We start from the raw sequence: 16,181 nt of genomic DNA on the forward strand, positions 1-16,181 counted from the left end.
GATCCCGTGCGGGCGAGGGTGGTGAGCGGGCTGCGGGGCCGCCTGGAGACGAGCCTCGACCGGGCCGGGATCGCCCTGCCGTGGTGGGTTCCGGTGGGGGCGACGGCCGTCGGCGCGGTGCTCGCCGTGGTCGCGGTGGCCCAGCGGGGCCCGTCGGTGCTGTCGGTGCCGGCCGGGGTGCTGGCGGTGGCGACCCAGCTCGGCTGGTCCGTCACCGGTGTGATCGCGCCGCCGTGGCTGAAGTCGGTGACCGTGCTCGCGGCCGTCGGGATCCTCCTCGCCGATCCGGTCGTCCCGGACTTCGCCCCGGTCCTGCTGGTGGTGCTGGCCGCCGAAGCGGCGTTGATCACCCGGCCGGCCTTCGCCTACGCCGTGACCGCCGCGAGCGTGGCGGCCCTCGGCGTGGCGACGGCGTGGGTCGGGCTGGTCGGGTTCCCCGTCTACGTCGCCGCCGTGCTGCTGGGCCTGACGGGCGGGCTGATGGGCCGCTGGTACGGGCGGGCGCTGGACGCCGAGCGCGCGGCGCGGGACGCCGTCCGCGACCAGGCCGTCCTCGCCGAGCGCCAGCGGATCGCCCGCGAGGTGCACGACGTCGTCGCCCACTCGCTGAGCATCACGCTGCTGCACCTGACCGGCACCCGGCACGCCCTGCGCCACGACGGGGACATCGAGGAGGCCCTCGAAGGGCTCGAGGAAGCCGAACGCGTCGGGCGGGCGGCGATGGCCGACATCCGCCGGACCGTCGGGCTGCTCGCCGAGGCGCCCGCCGGCACCCACCCGCTGCCCGACGCGGCCGACATCGCGGCGCTGGTCGAGCGCACCCGCGCGGCCGGGCTCCAGGTGCACTACGAACAGCACGGCGACCTGGCCGGGCTGCCGGACCTGGCCGGGCTCGGGTTGTACCGGATCGCGCAGGAGTCACTGGCGAACGTCGCCAAGCACGGCGGCGGGGTCCCGGCGCGGATGCGGCTCGACGTCGGGCCCGCCGAGGCGCGGCTCACCGTCCGCAACCGGCTCCCCGCCGGGGCGGTGGCCGCCGCGGGCGGGTCCGGCCTGACCGGGATGTCCGCGCGGGCGGGCCAGCTGGGCGCCGAGCTGAGCGCGGGACCGGTGGGGGCGGACTGGGTGGTCGCGGTCAGCGTGCCCGCGGGTGTCGCGCCGTGACGGCCGCCGACGGCGAGGTCGTGCGGGTCCTGCTCGTCGACGACCAGGACCTGGTCCGGTCCGGCCTGCGGCGGATCCTGCGCCGCCGCGACGGGTTCGTCATCGCGGGGGAGTGCGGCGACGGCGAAGACGTCCCCGCCGCCGTGGCCGCCGCCGAGGTGGACGTCGTCGTGATGGACCTGCGGATGAAGCGCGTCGACGGGATCGAGGCCACCCGGCGGCTGCGGCGCGCCGGCAGCCACCCGCCGGTGCTGGCGCTGACCACGTTCGACGACGACGAGCTGCTCGCCGGCGCCCTGCGCGCGGGCGCGGTCGGCTACATCCTCAAGGACTCGCCCGCCGAGGACCTCATCCGGGCGGTGCGCGCGGTGGCGGCGGGCGACGCCTGGCTCGACGCCGCGGTGACCGCGCGCGTGCTCACGACCTACCGGCGCGCGGCCGCCGACGGGCCCGCCGGCCTGCCGCCGGGGATGCTGACGCCGCGCGAGCTGGACGTGCTGCGCGCGGCCGGCCGCGGCCTGACCAACGCCGAGATCGCCGCGGCGCTGGTCGTCTCGGAACTGACGGTGAAGAGCCACCTGAGCCGGATCTTCACCAAGCTCGGGCTGCGCGATCGCGCCGCGGCCGTCGTGTACGCGTTCGACCACGGCATCGTCAGCCCGCGGACGGGGGAGGGGCGCGCCGAGTCCGTTGTGGACGATGCGCCGATCCGGCCGGTCCCCGAGCCGGAGCCGGTCCCCGGCCTGCGGTTTTCGGTGCTGGGCCCGCTGCGCGCGTGGCGCGGCGGCACCCCGCTGGACCTCGGGCCGGTGCGCCAGCAGGCGCTGCTGGCGGCGCTGGTGCTCCGCCCGGGGGTCACGGTCAGCCAGTCCGAACTGCTCGACGGCGTGTGGGGGCTGGAGCCGCCGGGCACCGGCGGCCGCGTGGTCCCGGTGTACGTCCACCGGCTGCGCAAGTGCCTGCGCGCGCCCGGCGAGCGGACCCCGGATTCGGTGATCGGCCGCACCCGCGGCGGCTACCGCTTCGCGGCCGACGGCATCCGCACCGACGTGGCCCGGCTGGCGGAGCTGGACGCGGACGCCGCCGCGGCCGAGGCGGGCGGCGACCTGGCCGCCGCGGTGGCGTCCTGCTCGGCGGCACTGGCCCTGTTCCACGGCGAGCCCCTGGCCGGCCTGCCGGGCCCGTTCGCCGAGGGCCAGCGCCTGCGGCTGACCGAGCGGCGGAGCATGTTGTGGACCCGCAAGGCCCGGCTGCAGCTCCGGCTGGGCCGGGCCGCCGAAGCCGCCGACGAGCTGGCCGCCGTGTTGGCTCTGGAGCCGCTTCGCGAACCGCTGGCCGCGCTGTTGATGCGAGCGCTGCACGCGACGGGCCGCCGAGCCGAGGCGATCGCGGTGTATAGCAGGATCCGGGACCGGCTCGGTGCGGATTTGGGCGTGGAGCCGGGTGAGGAGCTGCGGCGGGTGCGCCGGGAGCTGCTGGATTAGCGGGTCTTGCGGGTGGCTTGCTGCGATTGTCGGGTTCTCGCGTGGATCAGCGGGTGCGGCCGCCGCGGGCTCTGGCCCCCGGGCCGGGTGCATCTGAGCTCGGTATGCCGCGCCGGGCGGAGATCATCACCGCCGGTCGGCCGTGCGCTGCCGACCTGGCGGGCAGGCCGTCCGTCGTGGACGGGAGCGGTCCGATCTTCACTCATCCGGCGGCAGCACGCTGCGACATCCGGGGGTTAACGATGCGCAAGCGTTGCACCTGGGTATAGCTTGGAGTGGAGCCACAACCGTGCCCCGGAACGACCCCGGCCGCGGCGGGTGCCACACCCCGCGACCGGCCGGATCCGGCCGACGCGGGCCGGATCACCGGCGCCGGGCGGCGCCGAGGGGACGCGGCAGGCCATCGCCCCGCCGCCGCGTCCCCTGCCACCCGCCAGCAGAAAGACCACACCCCGCCAGCCGCCGGTACGGAAGACAGCACGGCGCGGTTCCCGCCCGCGGGCGGGAACCGCGTGGAGCAGCTTCGCCGCGAGCCGCGAGCCGCGAGCCGCGAGCCGCGAGCCGCTTGCCGACCGCTGCCTGCCGACCGCTGGCGGGAAGACCGCGCGGAGCGGCTCTACTTCGCCGCCCGCCCGCCCGCCCGCCCCGCCCGGCCCGACCGCCGCATCCGGCCCGACCGATCCCCGGCCGTGTCCGCACACTCCGTGCCGCACTGCGTCCGGCAAAGCCGCGGTGCTCGCCGACCGGGCCTGTCCTTCCCTCCAGTCACCAAACTCCCGCGAATCGCCCGAACCCCTTGCCACCGGCGGAATCCAGGCAGCGAGCAGCCCGCCGTTGGCGCTCGTCGAATCCGGTCGAGCGGCCACCCCCTCACGGGTTTCGCCGTGTCGCCGCCGGTCGGGTGCGCTTCGCGTCGCTAAGCTTCGGCCAGTTCGCCGTCCGGCGAGGTGAAGGGAACCGGTGGAACCGCAGAACGTCGAAGGTGCCTGGGCGCCCGGCAAGGTGGCCGAGCTGCTCGGCGTGTCGCCCGTGACCCTGCGCAGCTGGAGCGCGCGGTACGGGATCGGGCCCGCCGCCGGCGGCGCGGGGCGCCATCGCCGGTACTCCGACGCCGACGTCCGCCGGCTGCAGCACATGCAACGGCTCGTCGCGCGCGGGATGCCCGTCCGGGAGGCGGCCGCCGCGGCGTTCACCGGCGGGCCGGCCGGCGCGCCCGACGTGCCGGCGTCGCGCCGCGTCCGCGAGCTCGCGGACGCCGCCGAAGAGCTGCGGTCCGCGTCGGTCGCCGGGCTGCTCGACGAGACCCTCGGCACCCTCGGCCCGGCCGCCGCGTGGACCGACGTCCTCGCGCCGGTGCTGCGCGGCCTCGGGGACCGCTGGCAACGCGGCGACGTGTGCTTCGCCTCGGAATGGACCCTGACGACCGAGATCTCGCTGGCCTTCGAGCGGTTCAGCCGCCGGTTCCCGGCCGCGGTGCCGGGCCGCCCGGTGCTGCTGGCCTGCTGTCCCGCCGAGCGCCACTCCCTGCCGATGGAAGCCCTGCGGGCCACGTTGGCCGAGGCCGGTGTCCCGGTGGCCTACCTCGGGCAGCTCGTCCCGGCCGAGGCGGTCGCGGACCTGGCGGCCCGGCTCGACCCGGTGCTGGTGCTGCTGTGGTCCTTGGCGCCCCCGACCGCCGACGACCTCCTCGCCGCCCGGGTGCGCGACCTCGGCCGCGTGGTCGGCACCGCCGGGCCCGGCTGGGCCCACCTCGGCGACCGCGGCTTCCCGCGGGTGAACGACCTCGGCTCGGCCGTGGCCCTGGCGGTCGAGCACACGGAGGCGTAACGCCGAAGGTGCAGCTTCGATGCGACCCGCTCGCCCGGAGCCCCGCAGACATCGATGTCATTACTCCGAATTCTTGTCCTCCTTGTCTTCTTGACGGTGCCGACAAGCGCGGCGGAAGCTTCCTGGCAACGTTGTCAGCCCGCGGCGCGACACCCGCCAGGTCCCTGCGCTCCAGCCCGGGCTGCCGCTTCGAGAACGGAGTTCGCATGGCGGAGGAGTACGGCATCGGCCCGGACGTCGAGCCCGTGGAGGTGGCCGCCGTTTCGCGGCGCCACGTCCTGGCCGCCGGGACCGGGCTGCTGGCCGGGTTCGGCCTCGCGGCCGTCCTGCCCGGGGTCGCGTCGGCCGCGCCCGCGGCGGCCGGGAGCCCGAAGACCGACCTGGCGCTGTTCCGCCCGGTCCAGGTGTCCTCGACCGACTACGCCGCCACCCCGGCCGAGTTCGCCGTCGACGGCCTCGCCGAGGTCGGCGTCCGCGGTTCCGGCTGGCGCGCCGCCCAGGGCGACGGCCAGTGGATCGTCGTCGACCTGCAGGCGTCGTGCCGGATCGACTCGGTCGTGCTGACCTTCGAAGCCCAGCCCGGCGACCCGGCGTTCGACGCCGGCGCGTCCCGCAGCCACACCAGCGGCTTCGAGGTCCAGTCGAGCTACGCGACGGCGTTCGACCTCGACGTCTCGGACGACGGCAAGGCCTGGCGCACGGTCCACCACACCGACTCCGGTACCGGCGGCGTCGTGACGATCCCCCTCGCCGTCACCGCGCGCTGGGTCCGGTTCAGCGCCGCCCGCCGGTCGACGGCCAACCCGCTCGGCCTCAACGGCTTCCAGGTGTTCGGCACCAGCCGCGACCCCCGCCCCGCCGTCCGCGGCTGGACCAGCTTCCCGGTCCGCCCGAACGACGACCCGCCCGCGCTCGCCGTGGCCGCCGACGGCACCGTGCCGCTCGAATCCGGCTGGGTCCTCACGATGGACGACTGGGCGCCGGCCGGCGACGGCAGGGCCCTCTCCGGAGCGGGCGTGGACACCCGCGGCTGGCTCCCGGCGACCGTGCCCGGCACCGTGCTGGCCTCGCTCGTCGAGCAGGGCCAGCTGCCCGACCCGGTGTCGGGCATGAACAACCTGCACGTCCCGGAAGCGCTCTCCCGGCACGCCTGGTGGTACCGCCGCCGCTTCGCGCTGCCGCGCGGCCTGGACACCTCGCCCGGGCGGCACGTCTGGCTCGAGTTCGACGGCGTCAACCACGAGGCCCAGATCTGGCTCAACGGCGCCGAAATCGGCACGCAGAGCCACCCGTTCGGCCGCGGCGTCTTCGACGTCACGGCGGCGCTGCGCCGCACCGGCGAGCAGGCCCTCGCCGTGAAGATCTCACCGATGCCGCGCCCCGGCAGCCCGGGCGACAAGGGCTCCAACGGCAGCTCGTGGGTCGACGCGGGCAGCACGATGTTCGACAACTCGCCGACCTACCTCGCCGTCTCCGGCTGGGACTGGATGCCCGCGGTGCGCGACCGCGCTTCCGGCCTCTGGGACCACGTGCGCCTGCGCTCCACCGGCGCCGCCGTGCTCGGCGACGTCCGCGTCGACACGAAGGTGCCGGACGCCGGCACCGCCGAGGTGACCCTCACCGTGCCGGTGCGCAACGCCGCCGCGACCGCTCAGCGCGTCAAGGTGAGCGCCGCGTTCGGCCCGGTCAGCGTGTCCAGCACGGTCACCGTCCCGGCCGGGCAGAGCACCGACGTCGTGTTCCCGAAGCAGGTGGTCGCGAACCCGAAGCTGTGGTGGCCCAACGGCTACGGTGACCCGAACCTCTACGACCTGACGCTCACCGCGGCGATCGGGGCCGCCACCAGCGACCGGCGGACTGTCAAGATCGGGCTGCGGGAGATCGGCTACCAGTACGACCTGCCGATCGTGATCGCCGACGGCCGGGCCACTCAGACCGTCGACCTCGGCCCGCAGAACGCCCGGTTCGTCCGGATGCAGGGGCTCCGGCGCGCCACCGGCTGGGGGTTCTCGCTCTGGGCGATGTCCGTGGTCGCCGCGGCGAACCCGGGCACCGACCTGGCCCAGGGCAAGACGGCGACGTCGCTGTCGGTGGCCGACGGCAACCCGCCCGAACGGGCCTTCGACGGCGATCCGAACACCCGCTGGACGTCCGCCTACGACGACAACCAGTGGCTGCAGGTCGACCTCGGCGCCGCGACCGCGTTCGACCGGGTCGTGCTGACCTGGGAGACGGCCTACGCGGCGACGTTCAAGATCCAGGTGTCGCAGGACGGTGACACCTGGACCGACGCCGCGTCGGTGGACAACAGCCCGAAGCCGCTGACCTTCCTCGTCAACGGCGTGAAGATCTTCGCCCGCGGCGGCAGCTGGGGCTGGGACGAGCTGCTGCGCCGGATGACGGCCGAGCGGACCGACGCGGTCGTCGCGATGCACCGCGACATGAACTTCACGCTGATCCGCAACTGGGTCGGGTCTTCGTACCGGCAGGAGCTGTTCGACGCCTGCGACAAGTACGGCATCCTGCTGTGGAACGAGTTCTGGGACGGCTGGTCGACCGATCCGGCCAACCACGACATCTTCCTGGAGCAGGCGAAGGACACGGTGCTGCGCTACCGCCACCACGCCTGCGCGACCGTGTGGTTCGGCTGCAACGAGGGCTCGCCGCCGGGCGTGATCGACCAGGCGTTGCGTGAGATCGTCACCGGCCACACCGACTTGCTGTACCAGAGCAACTCGGCGGGTGGCGTGATCACCGGCGACGGTCCCTACCGCTGGCTCGACCCGAAGCAGTACTTCACGGGCGAGGCGACCGGCGGCAAGGCCGGGTTCTGGAGCGAGATCGGGCTGCCCACGGTGTCGGTCGTGGAGAGCATGCGCAACCTGGTGGGCCCGGGTGACCCGGGCTGGCCGATCGGCGCGCCGTGGTTCCTGCACGACTGGTCGACGAACGGCAACCAGTCGCCGCAGAGCTACCTGGCGGCGATCGACGCGCGGCTGGCGCCCTCGACGAGCCTGGCGGAGTTCTGCCGCAAGGCGCAGTTCGTCAACTACGAGAGCATGCGCGCGATCTTCGAGGCGTGGAACGCGAAGCTGTGGAACGACGCCACCGGGGTGCTGCTGTGGATGTCGCACCCGGCGTGGCACAGCACGGTGTGGCAGACCTACGACTACGACCTCGACGTCAACGGCAGTTACTACGGCGCGCGCAAGGGCTGCGAGCACCACCACGTGCAGGCCGACCTGACGACGTGGCAGGTGCGGGTGGTCAACCACACCCCGTCGGCGCTGAGCGGGGTGACGGCCACCGCGCGGTTGTACGGCCTGGACGGCGCGAGCCTCGGGGCGGTCCAGCAGCAGAAGCTCGACGTGGCGGCGATTTCCGCAGCGGCGGCTTTCACGGTGCCGTTCGGCGACGCGCTGCCGGACCTGCATCTGCTGCGGCTGACCCTGACCGATGGCGGCGGCACGGTGCTGTCGGAGAACACGTACTGGCGCTACCGCAGCGACAGCGCGATGCGGGCCCTCAACCAGCTCCCGGGCGCGCGCCTGACGACATCCCTGCGCCCGGACGGCGACGCGTACACGGCCACGGTCCGCAACGACGGCCGCACGGTGGCGGCGATGATCCGCCTGTCGCTGCGGGAACGCAACGGCACGGACCGCGTGCTGCCGACCCAGTACGGCGACAACTACTTCTGGCTCCTGCCGGGAGAAAGCCGCACGGTCCGGGTCGAGCCGCGGCGGCGCGTGCCGGGGGCCCGGCTGCAGGTGGAGGCCTACAACGTCGCGGCCAAGCTGACCGGCTGAGTCCGCTGGAAAGCCCGTGAAGTCCGGTCGAAAGACCCGAACCGGCCTTCACGGGCTTTCGTCGTCGTCTTCCTCGTCCTCCGGGGGGACCGCGCGGCGGGCGAGGAAGATCAACAACGCGATGATCGCCACGGGACCCGTGAACAGGGCTATTTCGTCCCACCCGCCCTGGTGCATCATCACGACCCGGGCCGCCGTCACGATGGTCATGCGCCCGACACCAGGGCGATGCCGACGGCCGTGTAGCCGACCATCAACGCCAGCAGCGGGTACTGGCCCACCGTGCGGTACCCGCTGCGCAGCAGCCCCAGCGCGCGGTCGTGCGCCGAGCCGACCGCCAGGATGTGCCCGAGGACGATCGCGCCCACCTGGACCCACGCGATGACCGTCGTCGAGACCACCGTGTAGTCGACGACCGCGGGCGTGAACCCCCGCTGCCCGTCGAAGACGGCGAACGAAAAGTAGTGCGCCACCGTGTACCCGACCATGATCGGCACCAGCGTGTGCGCGAACCCGGGGTACGGCTCGGTGCCGCGGCGCAGGAACGGCCGGGTCAGGCGGATGCCGCCGGCGTACGCCGCCGCCGTGAGGGCGATCGCCGCCGCGAGGCCAGCCGTGGACAGCAGGACCGAGGGCGTCAGGTCGCTCCAGAACGGGAGCCGGGTCAGGCCGTCGAACGCCGTCGATCCCAGGACGACCAGGATCAGCGGGGTCAGGCCGGGGGAGCGGCTCAGGGTGAGCAGCCCGTCGAGGGGTGAGCGCACGACCAGCCGCCCGTCGGCCCGCCGTCCGAACGGCGACAGCCCCGCGATGAGCACGGCGTAGACCTCGAACCCGTCGCCGCGGTCGAACCACTCCGGCCCGAACACCGCGCCGCAGACCACGTGGACCACGGCGTACAGCGTGACGAACCCGGCGATCAGCCGCGGCGAGTCCGAACGGCCGGACGCCAGCTCCAGCCAGAGGAACGCGAGCAGGCCGAGCGCCGCAGGCAGGTAGCCGAGGCGCTGCGGCAGGGGACGGCGTCCGCGGCCGAACAGCGAAGCCAAGGTGCGCAACGGGTTCACCCGCCGCCAGACCGGGCCGAACACCAGCGACAGCGGCACCAGGCCGACCCAGAACCACACGTAGAACCACGCGGGCGCCGGGTTGGCCGACGACGTGTCCGGACCGGACCACGCCGTTGCGAGGAACCCGGTGAGGCACACCAGGCCGAGTCCTTTGAGGACGATCCACGCCGCCCGCGAGTCGATCGCGCGGGCGAAGGGCAGCGGCCGTCCCGCCCGGTCGCCCCGCAGCCGCGGGCTCGTCCACAACGCCGTCACGGCGGCGAACGACGCGAGGACCGCGGCCGCGCCGGCGTAGAGGGCGAGCCAGAGCGGGACCGGCAGGTCGGAGCGCCCGCCGAGCCCGTGGGCCAGGACGATCGTCACGTGCCGACCCGCAGCTGGGTCAGCTTCGTCCCGCTGTGGTGCAGCTCGACCTCGAACAGGCCCGGCACGTCGGCGGTGAAGGACACCGACCCGGCCTGCCCCGGTGTCAGCCGGGCTTCCCGGTCGTAGCCGTGGACGTGCAGTTCGTCGGCGGTGTCCGACGTGACCTCGAGCCGGACCGCGCGGCCGGTGGCGACCTCGACCCGGTCCGGCCCGGCGACCCGCTGGCCGCCCTGCACGGTGAACCGCTCGACCTGCTCGCCCGCGGGTGCCGCAGGGCCCGGGGACCCGCAGCCGCTCAGCAGCAGCGCCAGCAAGAGCACCAGGATCCGCGCCATCGCGCCGTCGTCCTCTCGTCACACGCGGGGTGTCCGGTCCGCGGCACCCCGGGGTTGCCCGGGCGGTTCGCCCGGCTTATCGTGTGACGAACAGTAACAGTTACTTCTGTTCACGGAATCAGGAAGGCACGCGAGATGGTCCTGGCGCAGGAGCCCAGCCCACCGGCCGGAGGTGCCCAGTTCGGCCAGATCGTCGTCGCCGGGCTGATGTTCCTCCTGGTGTTCTTCCCGCTCGCGATCTTCGTCCTGCGCGCCCGCGCCGGCAAACGCACGCTCGTCGGCCGCCTCGCCGACTGGTCGGGCGAGCTGTCCGGCCTGCCGCGCTGGGCCGCCCTGCCGATGTTCGTCGCCTTCCTCTCCGGCATGGCCGCGCTGATCGGCGTCTACTGGGACGTCCCGATCCACATGGAGCTCGGCCGCGACGAAGGGCCGCTGGCCAACCCGTCGCACTACCCGATCTACTTCGGGCTGATGGGCATCTTCGCCAGCGGCGTGCTCAGCGCCGCGCTGGCCAAGGGCAAGCTGCCGAAGCGCACGTTCAAGCTCGGCCCGCACTGGCGGGTGCCGATGGGCAGCGTCCAGATGATGCTGACCGGGCTCGTCGGCATCGGCGGCTTCCCGCTCGACGACGTCTGGCACCGCCTCTTCGGCCAGGACGTGACCGAGTGGGGACCCACCCACGTGCTCATGATCGGCGGCGGCGTCGGCGTGGTGATCGGCCTGCAGCTCCTGCTCGCCGAGGCCCGCCAGGCCGGCGCGACCGGCCCGGTCGTGCGGCTGCTCGGCCCGGTGCTCGCCGGCGCGTGGATGATGGGCGCGTCGGCGTTCCTCATGGAGTTCGACCTGGGTGTGCCGCAGTTCCCGATGCTCGCCCAAGTGGTGCTCGTCGGCCTCATCGGCAGCTGGACGCTCGTTTGCGGGCGCCTGTCGTGGGGACCGGGCGGCGCGCTGATCGTCGTCGCCGTGCTGCTGGTCACCCGGGCCGTCTTCTCGGTGATCCCGCTGGTGGCCGACCTGCACGTCGCGTCGCTGCTCCCGTACGTCGCCGAGGCGGTCGTGATCGAGTTCGCCGCCCTGGCGGTGCGCGGGCCGCTGTTCCCGGTCGTGGCGGGGCTCGCGAGCGGCACCCTCGGCCTGCTCGGCGAGTGGGCGTTCTCCCAGTGGCTGATGCCCGACCCGTGGCCGGCCGCCGACCTTGGCCTGTTCCTCGGCTTCGGCGCGGCCGCGAGCGTCGGGGGCGCGCTGATCGGCGCGTGGCAGTACCGGCGGATCGAGGACGTCGCCGCGGGCACGCGGCCGCGGCAGGCCTTCGGGGCCCGGCACGCCGCCGGGCTCGCCGGGGCGCTCGGCGTCGTCGCGCTGATGGCCGCGGTCGCCGTCCCGCTCGCCCCGCCGCCCGGCCTCGCCGCCGACGTCCGGCTGACCGAGGCCGCAGCGGGCCAGGAGATCTCCAACCCGCACGGCGGCGGCACGCCCCGCTGGGTGGACGCGACCGTGACGATCACCCGGCCCGACCTCGCCGACGACGCCGTCTGGCTGACCGGCTTCTCCTGGCAGGGCGGGGACTTCTACTCCGCGCCGCTGGAGAAGATCGGCCCGGGCGCCTACCGCACGGCCGAACCGCTGCCGGTGTTCGGGCAGTGGAAGACCGGGATCCGGCTGCACGTCGCGAACCGCATGATGGCCCTCGCCCCGATCTACGCCCCCGCCGACCCGGCGGCGAACGCGCAGGTCATCGCGGCGGAGTCCGGGCGCCGCGACTTCGTCTCGGAGATCTCGTTCCTGCAGCGGGAACGCAAGACCGACACCCCGCTGGTGCTGTGGACGGTGGCCTACGTGGTGGTCGGGGCGATCTTCGCCGGGATGTGGGCGGTGTTCGCCTGGCTGTACGCGGCCGCGGCGGCCGGCGACCCGGCGCGGCGGCGGGAGACGGCGAGGTAGTCGTCGCCGACGAACTCGGGGGCTGAATTCGTCCCTCTCGACGAACTAGGCTGGGGTCTGCCCGCCTAGCTTCGGGAGGTGCTCGTTTCGGTGAACCTGCGCCCGCACGCCAGCCTCGGCCGTGTCCTCGACGACCTGGGCGGCACCCTCCTGGACCTGGTGCTCGGGGACGGCGACCGCCCGGGCGGCATCGGCGGCGTCGCCATCCACGACCCCCTGGACGAACCCGCGCTGCCCCAGCACGCCCTGATGCTCGGCGTCGGCCTCGCCGAGCCGGCGGAGGTCGTGCGGCAGCTGCGGACGCTGGCCCGCCACGACGCGGCCGGGCTCGTGCTGCGCGCGCCGGTCACGGTGACGGCGGCGATCACCGCCGCCGTCGAGGAGACCGGCGTCGCCCTGCTGGGCCTGGCTCGCGGCGCGTCCTGGGCCCAGCTCGCCGCGATGCTGCGGTCGCTGCTGGCCGAGGGCGACGTCGGCGACGCCGAACCCGAGACCCTCGCCGGGCTGCCTTCGGGTGACCTGTTCGCGGTGGCCAACGCGATCGGGGCGCTGATCGACGCGCCGGTCACCATCGAGGACCGCCGCTCGCGCGTCCTGGCGTTTTCGGGACGGCAGGACGAAGCCGACCCGTCGCGTGTCGAGACGATCCTCGGGCGGCAGGTGCCCGAGCGCTTCTCCCGGATGCTGGCCGACCGCGGGGTGTTCCGCGAGCTCTACCGCACCGACCGGCCGGTGTACGTCGACCGGCCGCCGGAAAGCCCCGACGGGTTCATGATCCCCCGCGTCGCCGTCGCGGTCCGGGCCGGCGACGAGGTGCTCGGGTCCATCTGGGCCGCGGTGCGCGAACCGCTCACCCCGGACCGGACGCAGGCGTTGTGCGACGCCGCCCGCCTGGTGGCGCTGCACCTCCTGCGCGTCCGGGCGGGTGCCGACGTCGAACGCCGGCTGCGCGCCGACCTGGTCAGCACGGCGCTCGAAGGCGGGGCCGCCGCGCGCGAGGCGCTGAGCCGGCTGGGCCTGGCCGACCAGCCGGTCGTCGTGCTGGCGCTGGCGGTGCTCGACGGCGCCGACGCGCGCCCGCCCGACGCCGAGGTCGCCACCGAACGGCAGCGCCTGGCCGACGGCCTGGCGATGCACCTGACCGCGGTGCACCCGCGCTGCGCGGCGGCGCTCGTCGGCGATACGGCGTACGGGCTGGTGCCGGTGACGCGCGACGCCGACGGCGAACGACGGGCGCTGCGCATCGCGAAGGACTTCCTGGACCGGGTGGGCGACCGGGTCCGGGCCGTCGTCGGGATCGGGCCGGTGGCGCGCAGCGCGGCCGAGCTGCCGGAAGCCCGCGACAGCGCGGACCGGGCGTTGCGGGTGCTGCGGTCCGGCAGCGGCGCCGGCCGCCGCGTCGCGCTGCTGGCCGACGTCCACGTCGAGGCCCTGCTGCTGGAGCTGCAGGACCTGGTCGCCGCCCGGGGCGACCGCCCGACCGGGCCGGTTGCGCGGCTGCTCGACTACGACGAGCAGCACCACGCGCACCTGGTCGAGACGCTGCGAGCCTGGCTCGACGCCTTCGGCGACGTCATCGCCGCGTCCGCCGCGGTCCACGTCCACCCCAACACGTTCCGCTACCGGCTGCGCCGGCTCGCCGAGGTCGGCGGCTTCGACCCGGCCGACCCGGAAGCCCGGTTCGCCGCGATGCTCCAGCTCCGGGTGGTGGCCCCACCGGCCTCCTGACCCGTGCGGAAACGGGCATCACCCGTGATTGGAGGGGCATCACCCGTGTCTGGAGGGGCCTCGCGGGTGAGGCCCCTCCAATCACCCGTGATACCCGCTCAGCCACACGTGATGCCTTTCCGGACCCGCGTGGTGGTCCGGGAAAACCGGTTGGCCGGCCGCCCGGGGCGTCGTTAGGCTGCGCCGGAACCCGAACACCGCGTCGAACGAAGGGAGCCGGCCGTGCGTCACCGCATCGCTGTCGCTCCCCGGTCGTGGTCCGAGGTGATCCTGGTGTCTCCGCGTCTTCGGTGCCTGCCGCGCGGCTCGCACCGGACCCCGTGACGCGTTCCTGAAAACCCGCTGTCACGGGCAATCGCGCCGTCCTGCTCCGGATCCTCCACTAAGGACCGTGCCGTGCGCACCACCACCCGAGACCTGACCACCGTCCGCAACCTGGGCATCCTCGCCCACGTCGACGCGGGCAAGACCACCGTCACCGAACGGATCCTCCACCGCACCGGAACCACCCACAAGCAGGGCGAGGTCCACGACGGCACCACCGTCACCGACTTCGACCCGCAGGAACGCGACCGCGGCATCACCATCTTCGCCGCGGCCGTCAGCTGCACGTGGGACGGCCACCGCCTCACCCTCATCGACACGCCCGGCCACGTCGACTTCACCGCCGAGGTCGAGCGGTCGCTGCGGGTGCTCGACGGCGCCGTCGCCGTGTTCGACGCCGTGGCGGGCGTCGAACCGCAGAGCGAAACCGTGTGGCGGCAGGCCGACCGGCACGGCGTCCCGCGGATCGCCTTCGTCAACAAGCTCGACCGCGCGGGCGCCGACCTCGACGCGGCCGTCGCGTCGATCCGGGCGCGGCTGCACCCGGCGCCGCTGGTTGTGCAGCTGCCGATCGGGCGCGAGGACGGCTTCACCGGCGTCGTCGACCTGCTGCGCCTGCGGGCGCGGGTCTGGCCCGGCGGCGAGGAGGGCCCGGTGCCGGACGACCTGCTGGCCGAGGCGCGGCGACGCCGGCGGCGGCTCGAAGAGTCCGTCGCCGAACTGCACCCGCTGGCGCTGGACGAGTTCTGCGCCACCGGGACGGTCTCGGCGGAGACCTTCGACAAGATCCTGCGCGACCTGACCCGCAGCGGGGACGGCCTGGTGGTGCTGTGCGGCTCCGCCTACCGCGACCGCGGGATCGAGCCGCTGCTGGACGCTGTCGTGGCCTACCTGCCGTCGCCGACGGAGGTGCCTCCGGTGCGCGACGACCGGCCCGCCGACCCGGCGGCGCCGCTGGCCGCGCTGGTGTTCAAGGTCGTCTCGACGACCACGGGACGGCTGACGTACCTGCGGGTGTATTCGGGCACGCTGCGGAAGGGGGACCAGGTGCGGGACGCGGGCGCCGGGCGCACCGAGCGGATCGCCAGGGTCCTGCGCGTGCAGGCCGACCGGCACTCCGAAGTGGACAGTGCGGTGGCCGGCGACATCGTCGCGGTGGCCGGGCCGAAGGCGGCCCGCGTCGGCGCGACGCTGTGCGCGCCCGGCGACCCCGTGCTGCTGGAGCCGCCGGTGACGGCGGATCCGGTGGTCTCGGTGGCTGTCGAGGCCCGCCGGGCGGGCGACGGCGAGCGGCTGGCGTCGGCACTGGCGCGGCTGGCGGAGGAGGACCCGTCGCTGGTCGTGCGGGCCGACCCGGAGACCGGGCAGACCGTGCTGTCCGGCCTGGGCGAGCTGCACCTGGAGGTGGCGGTGGAGAAGCTGCGGCGCGACCGCGGGCTCGAAGTCGCGGCCGGCCGGCCGGAGGTCGCCCACCGCGAGACCGTGGTCCGCGGGGTGTCCGGGCTGGTCCACCGGCACGTCAAGCAGGACGGCGGCGCGGGTCAGTTCGCGCACATCGTCCTCGACGTCGAGCCGGCGGACGACGGCTTCGCGTTCGCCTCGGCGATCGTCGGGGGCCGGGTGCCGCGCGAGTACGTCCGCGCGGTCGAGGCCGGCTGCCGGGACGCCCTGGCCGAGGGGCCGCTGGGCGGGCACCCGGTGACCGGCCTGCGCGTCACCCTGACCGACGGGGCGACGCACCCGAAGGACTCGTCGGACCTGGCGTTCCGGACGGCGGGCCGGCTGGGCCTGCGGGAAGCCCTGCGCGCGTGCGTGCTGCGGCTGCTCGAACCGGTGGCCGAGGTCGTGGTGACGGTGCCCGCGGACGCCGTCGGCGGCGTGCTCGGCGACCTCGCCGCCCGCCGCGGCCGGGTCGCCGGTTCGGCGGTGCGGGCGGGCACGGCGGTGGTGACGGCGACGGTGCCGGTGGCGGAGCTGTTCGGCTACGCGAACCGGCTGCGGAGCCGGACGCAGGGCCGCGGCACGTTCACCGCCCGCCCGGCGGGGTTCGCGCCGGTGCCGTAGGCGCCGCCCGGCCCCAGCCCCCCCGGATGTGGCGTTCGGTGCGTTGGACGCACCGAACGCCACACGGGG

The 16,181-nt window shown here is 74.7% G+C and carries 9 protein-coding genes and 2 pseudogenes; 8 read left to right on the forward strand and 3 right to left on the reverse strand.

Annotated features, from left to right (window positions below):
• The first annotated feature begins 6 nt into the window (after positions 1–6).
• The 5 genes and pseudogenes from ACH54P_RS03480 to ACH54P_RS03500 all read left to right on the forward strand — a co-directional run bounded on the left by ACH54P_RS03480 (position 7) and on the right by ACH54P_RS03500 (position 8,284).
• The gene (locus ACH54P_RS03480; protein WP_489910863.1) at positions 7–1,164 is read left to right on the forward strand and encodes a sensor histidine kinase; all 1,158 of its coding nucleotides are present in this window, start codon (positions 7–9) and stop codon (positions 1,162–1,164) included.
• Positions 1,161–1,826, forward strand: a pseudogene (locus tag ACH54P_RS03485) (response regulator); the annotation flags it as partial. The gene ACH54P_RS03480 and the pseudogene ACH54P_RS03485, both read left to right, overlap by 4 nt.
• Positions 1,827–1,988: 162 nt before the next feature.
• A pseudogene (locus ACH54P_RS03490) lies at positions 1,989–2,648 on the forward strand (AfsR/SARP family transcriptional regulator); the annotation flags it as partial.
• Between the two features lie 960 nt (positions 2,649–3,608).
• Entirely contained in the window at positions 3,609–4,475 is an 867-nt protein-coding gene (locus ACH54P_RS03495) for a MerR family transcriptional regulator (protein WP_489910864.1), read from the forward strand.
• Positions 4,476–4,681: 206 nt separating this feature from the next.
• Positions 4,682–8,284: a discoidin domain-containing protein gene (locus tag ACH54P_RS03500; RefSeq protein WP_489910865.1), complete on the forward strand. Its 3,603-nt coding sequence runs from the start codon at positions 4,682–4,684 to the stop codon at positions 8,282–8,284.
• A gap of 48 nt (positions 8,285–8,332) precedes the next feature.
• Here ACH54P_RS03500 and ACH54P_RS03505 read toward each other — a convergent pair whose 3' ends face one another.
• The 3 genes from ACH54P_RS03505 to ACH54P_RS03515 are packed head-to-tail and all read right to left on the reverse strand — an operon-like array spanning position 8,333 to position 10,055.
• Positions 8,333–8,494 (reverse strand): hypothetical protein, encoded by a 162-nt coding sequence (locus tag ACH54P_RS03505; RefSeq protein WP_489910866.1) that lies wholly within the window; start codon positions 8,492–8,494, stop codon positions 8,333–8,335.
• Positions 8,491–9,717 carry a hypothetical protein gene (locus ACH54P_RS03510; protein ID WP_489910867.1) on the reverse strand — a complete coding sequence of 409 codons (1,227 nt, stop codon included), beginning with the start codon at positions 9,715–9,717 and terminating at the stop codon, positions 8,491–8,493. The genes ACH54P_RS03505 and ACH54P_RS03510 overlap by 4 nt, the downstream gene beginning before the upstream one ends.
• On the reverse strand, positions 9,714–10,055 hold the full coding sequence (locus tag ACH54P_RS03515; protein WP_489910868.1) for a cupredoxin domain-containing protein: 342 nt from the start codon (positions 10,053–10,055) through the stop codon (positions 9,714–9,716). The genes ACH54P_RS03510 and ACH54P_RS03515 overlap by 4 nt, the downstream gene beginning before the upstream one ends.
• A 135-nt stretch (positions 10,056–10,190) precedes the next feature.
• Between ACH54P_RS03515 and ACH54P_RS03520 the strand changes: the two genes are divergently transcribed.
• From ACH54P_RS03520 to fusA, 3 genes are all read left to right on the forward strand, one after another.
• Positions 10,191–11,996 carry a hypothetical protein gene (locus ACH54P_RS03520; protein ID WP_489910869.1) on the forward strand — a complete coding sequence of 602 codons (1,806 nt, stop codon included), beginning with the start codon at positions 10,191–10,193 and terminating at the stop codon, positions 11,994–11,996.
• Positions 11,997–12,074: 78 nt separating this feature from the next.
• Positions 12,075–13,724 (forward strand): PucR family transcriptional regulator, encoded by a 1,650-nt coding sequence (locus ACH54P_RS03525; protein WP_489910870.1) that lies wholly within the window; start codon positions 12,075–12,077, stop codon positions 13,722–13,724.
• A 396-nt stretch (positions 13,725–14,120) separates the two neighbouring features.
• Positions 14,121–16,112, forward strand: a complete 1,992-nt coding sequence (gene fusA / locus ACH54P_RS03530) for an elongation factor G (protein ID WP_489910871.1) — start codon at positions 14,121–14,123, stop codon at positions 16,110–16,112.
• Positions 16,113–16,181: the final 69 nt, after the last annotated feature.

This window comes from Amycolatopsis sp. N2S4-7, from assembly GCF_058119595.1.

Bases quoted from the DNA above. Each gene is read 5' to 3' on its own strand.
- ACH54P_RS03520 (WP_489910869.1), top strand. From the start codon at position 10,191: ATGGTCCTGGCGCAGGAGCCCAGCCCACCGGCCGGAGGTGCCCAGTTC.
- ACH54P_RS03515 (WP_489910868.1), bottom strand. From the start codon at position 10,055: ATGGCGCGGATCCTGGTGCTCTTGCTGGCGCTGCTGCTGAGCGGCTGC.
- ACH54P_RS03505 (WP_489910866.1), bottom strand. From the start codon at position 8,494: ATGACCATCGTGACGGCGGCCCGGGTCGTGATGATGCACCAGGGCGGG.
- ACH54P_RS03500 (WP_489910865.1), top strand. From the start codon at position 4,682: ATGGCGGAGGAGTACGGCATCGGCCCGGACGTCGAGCCCGTGGAGGTG.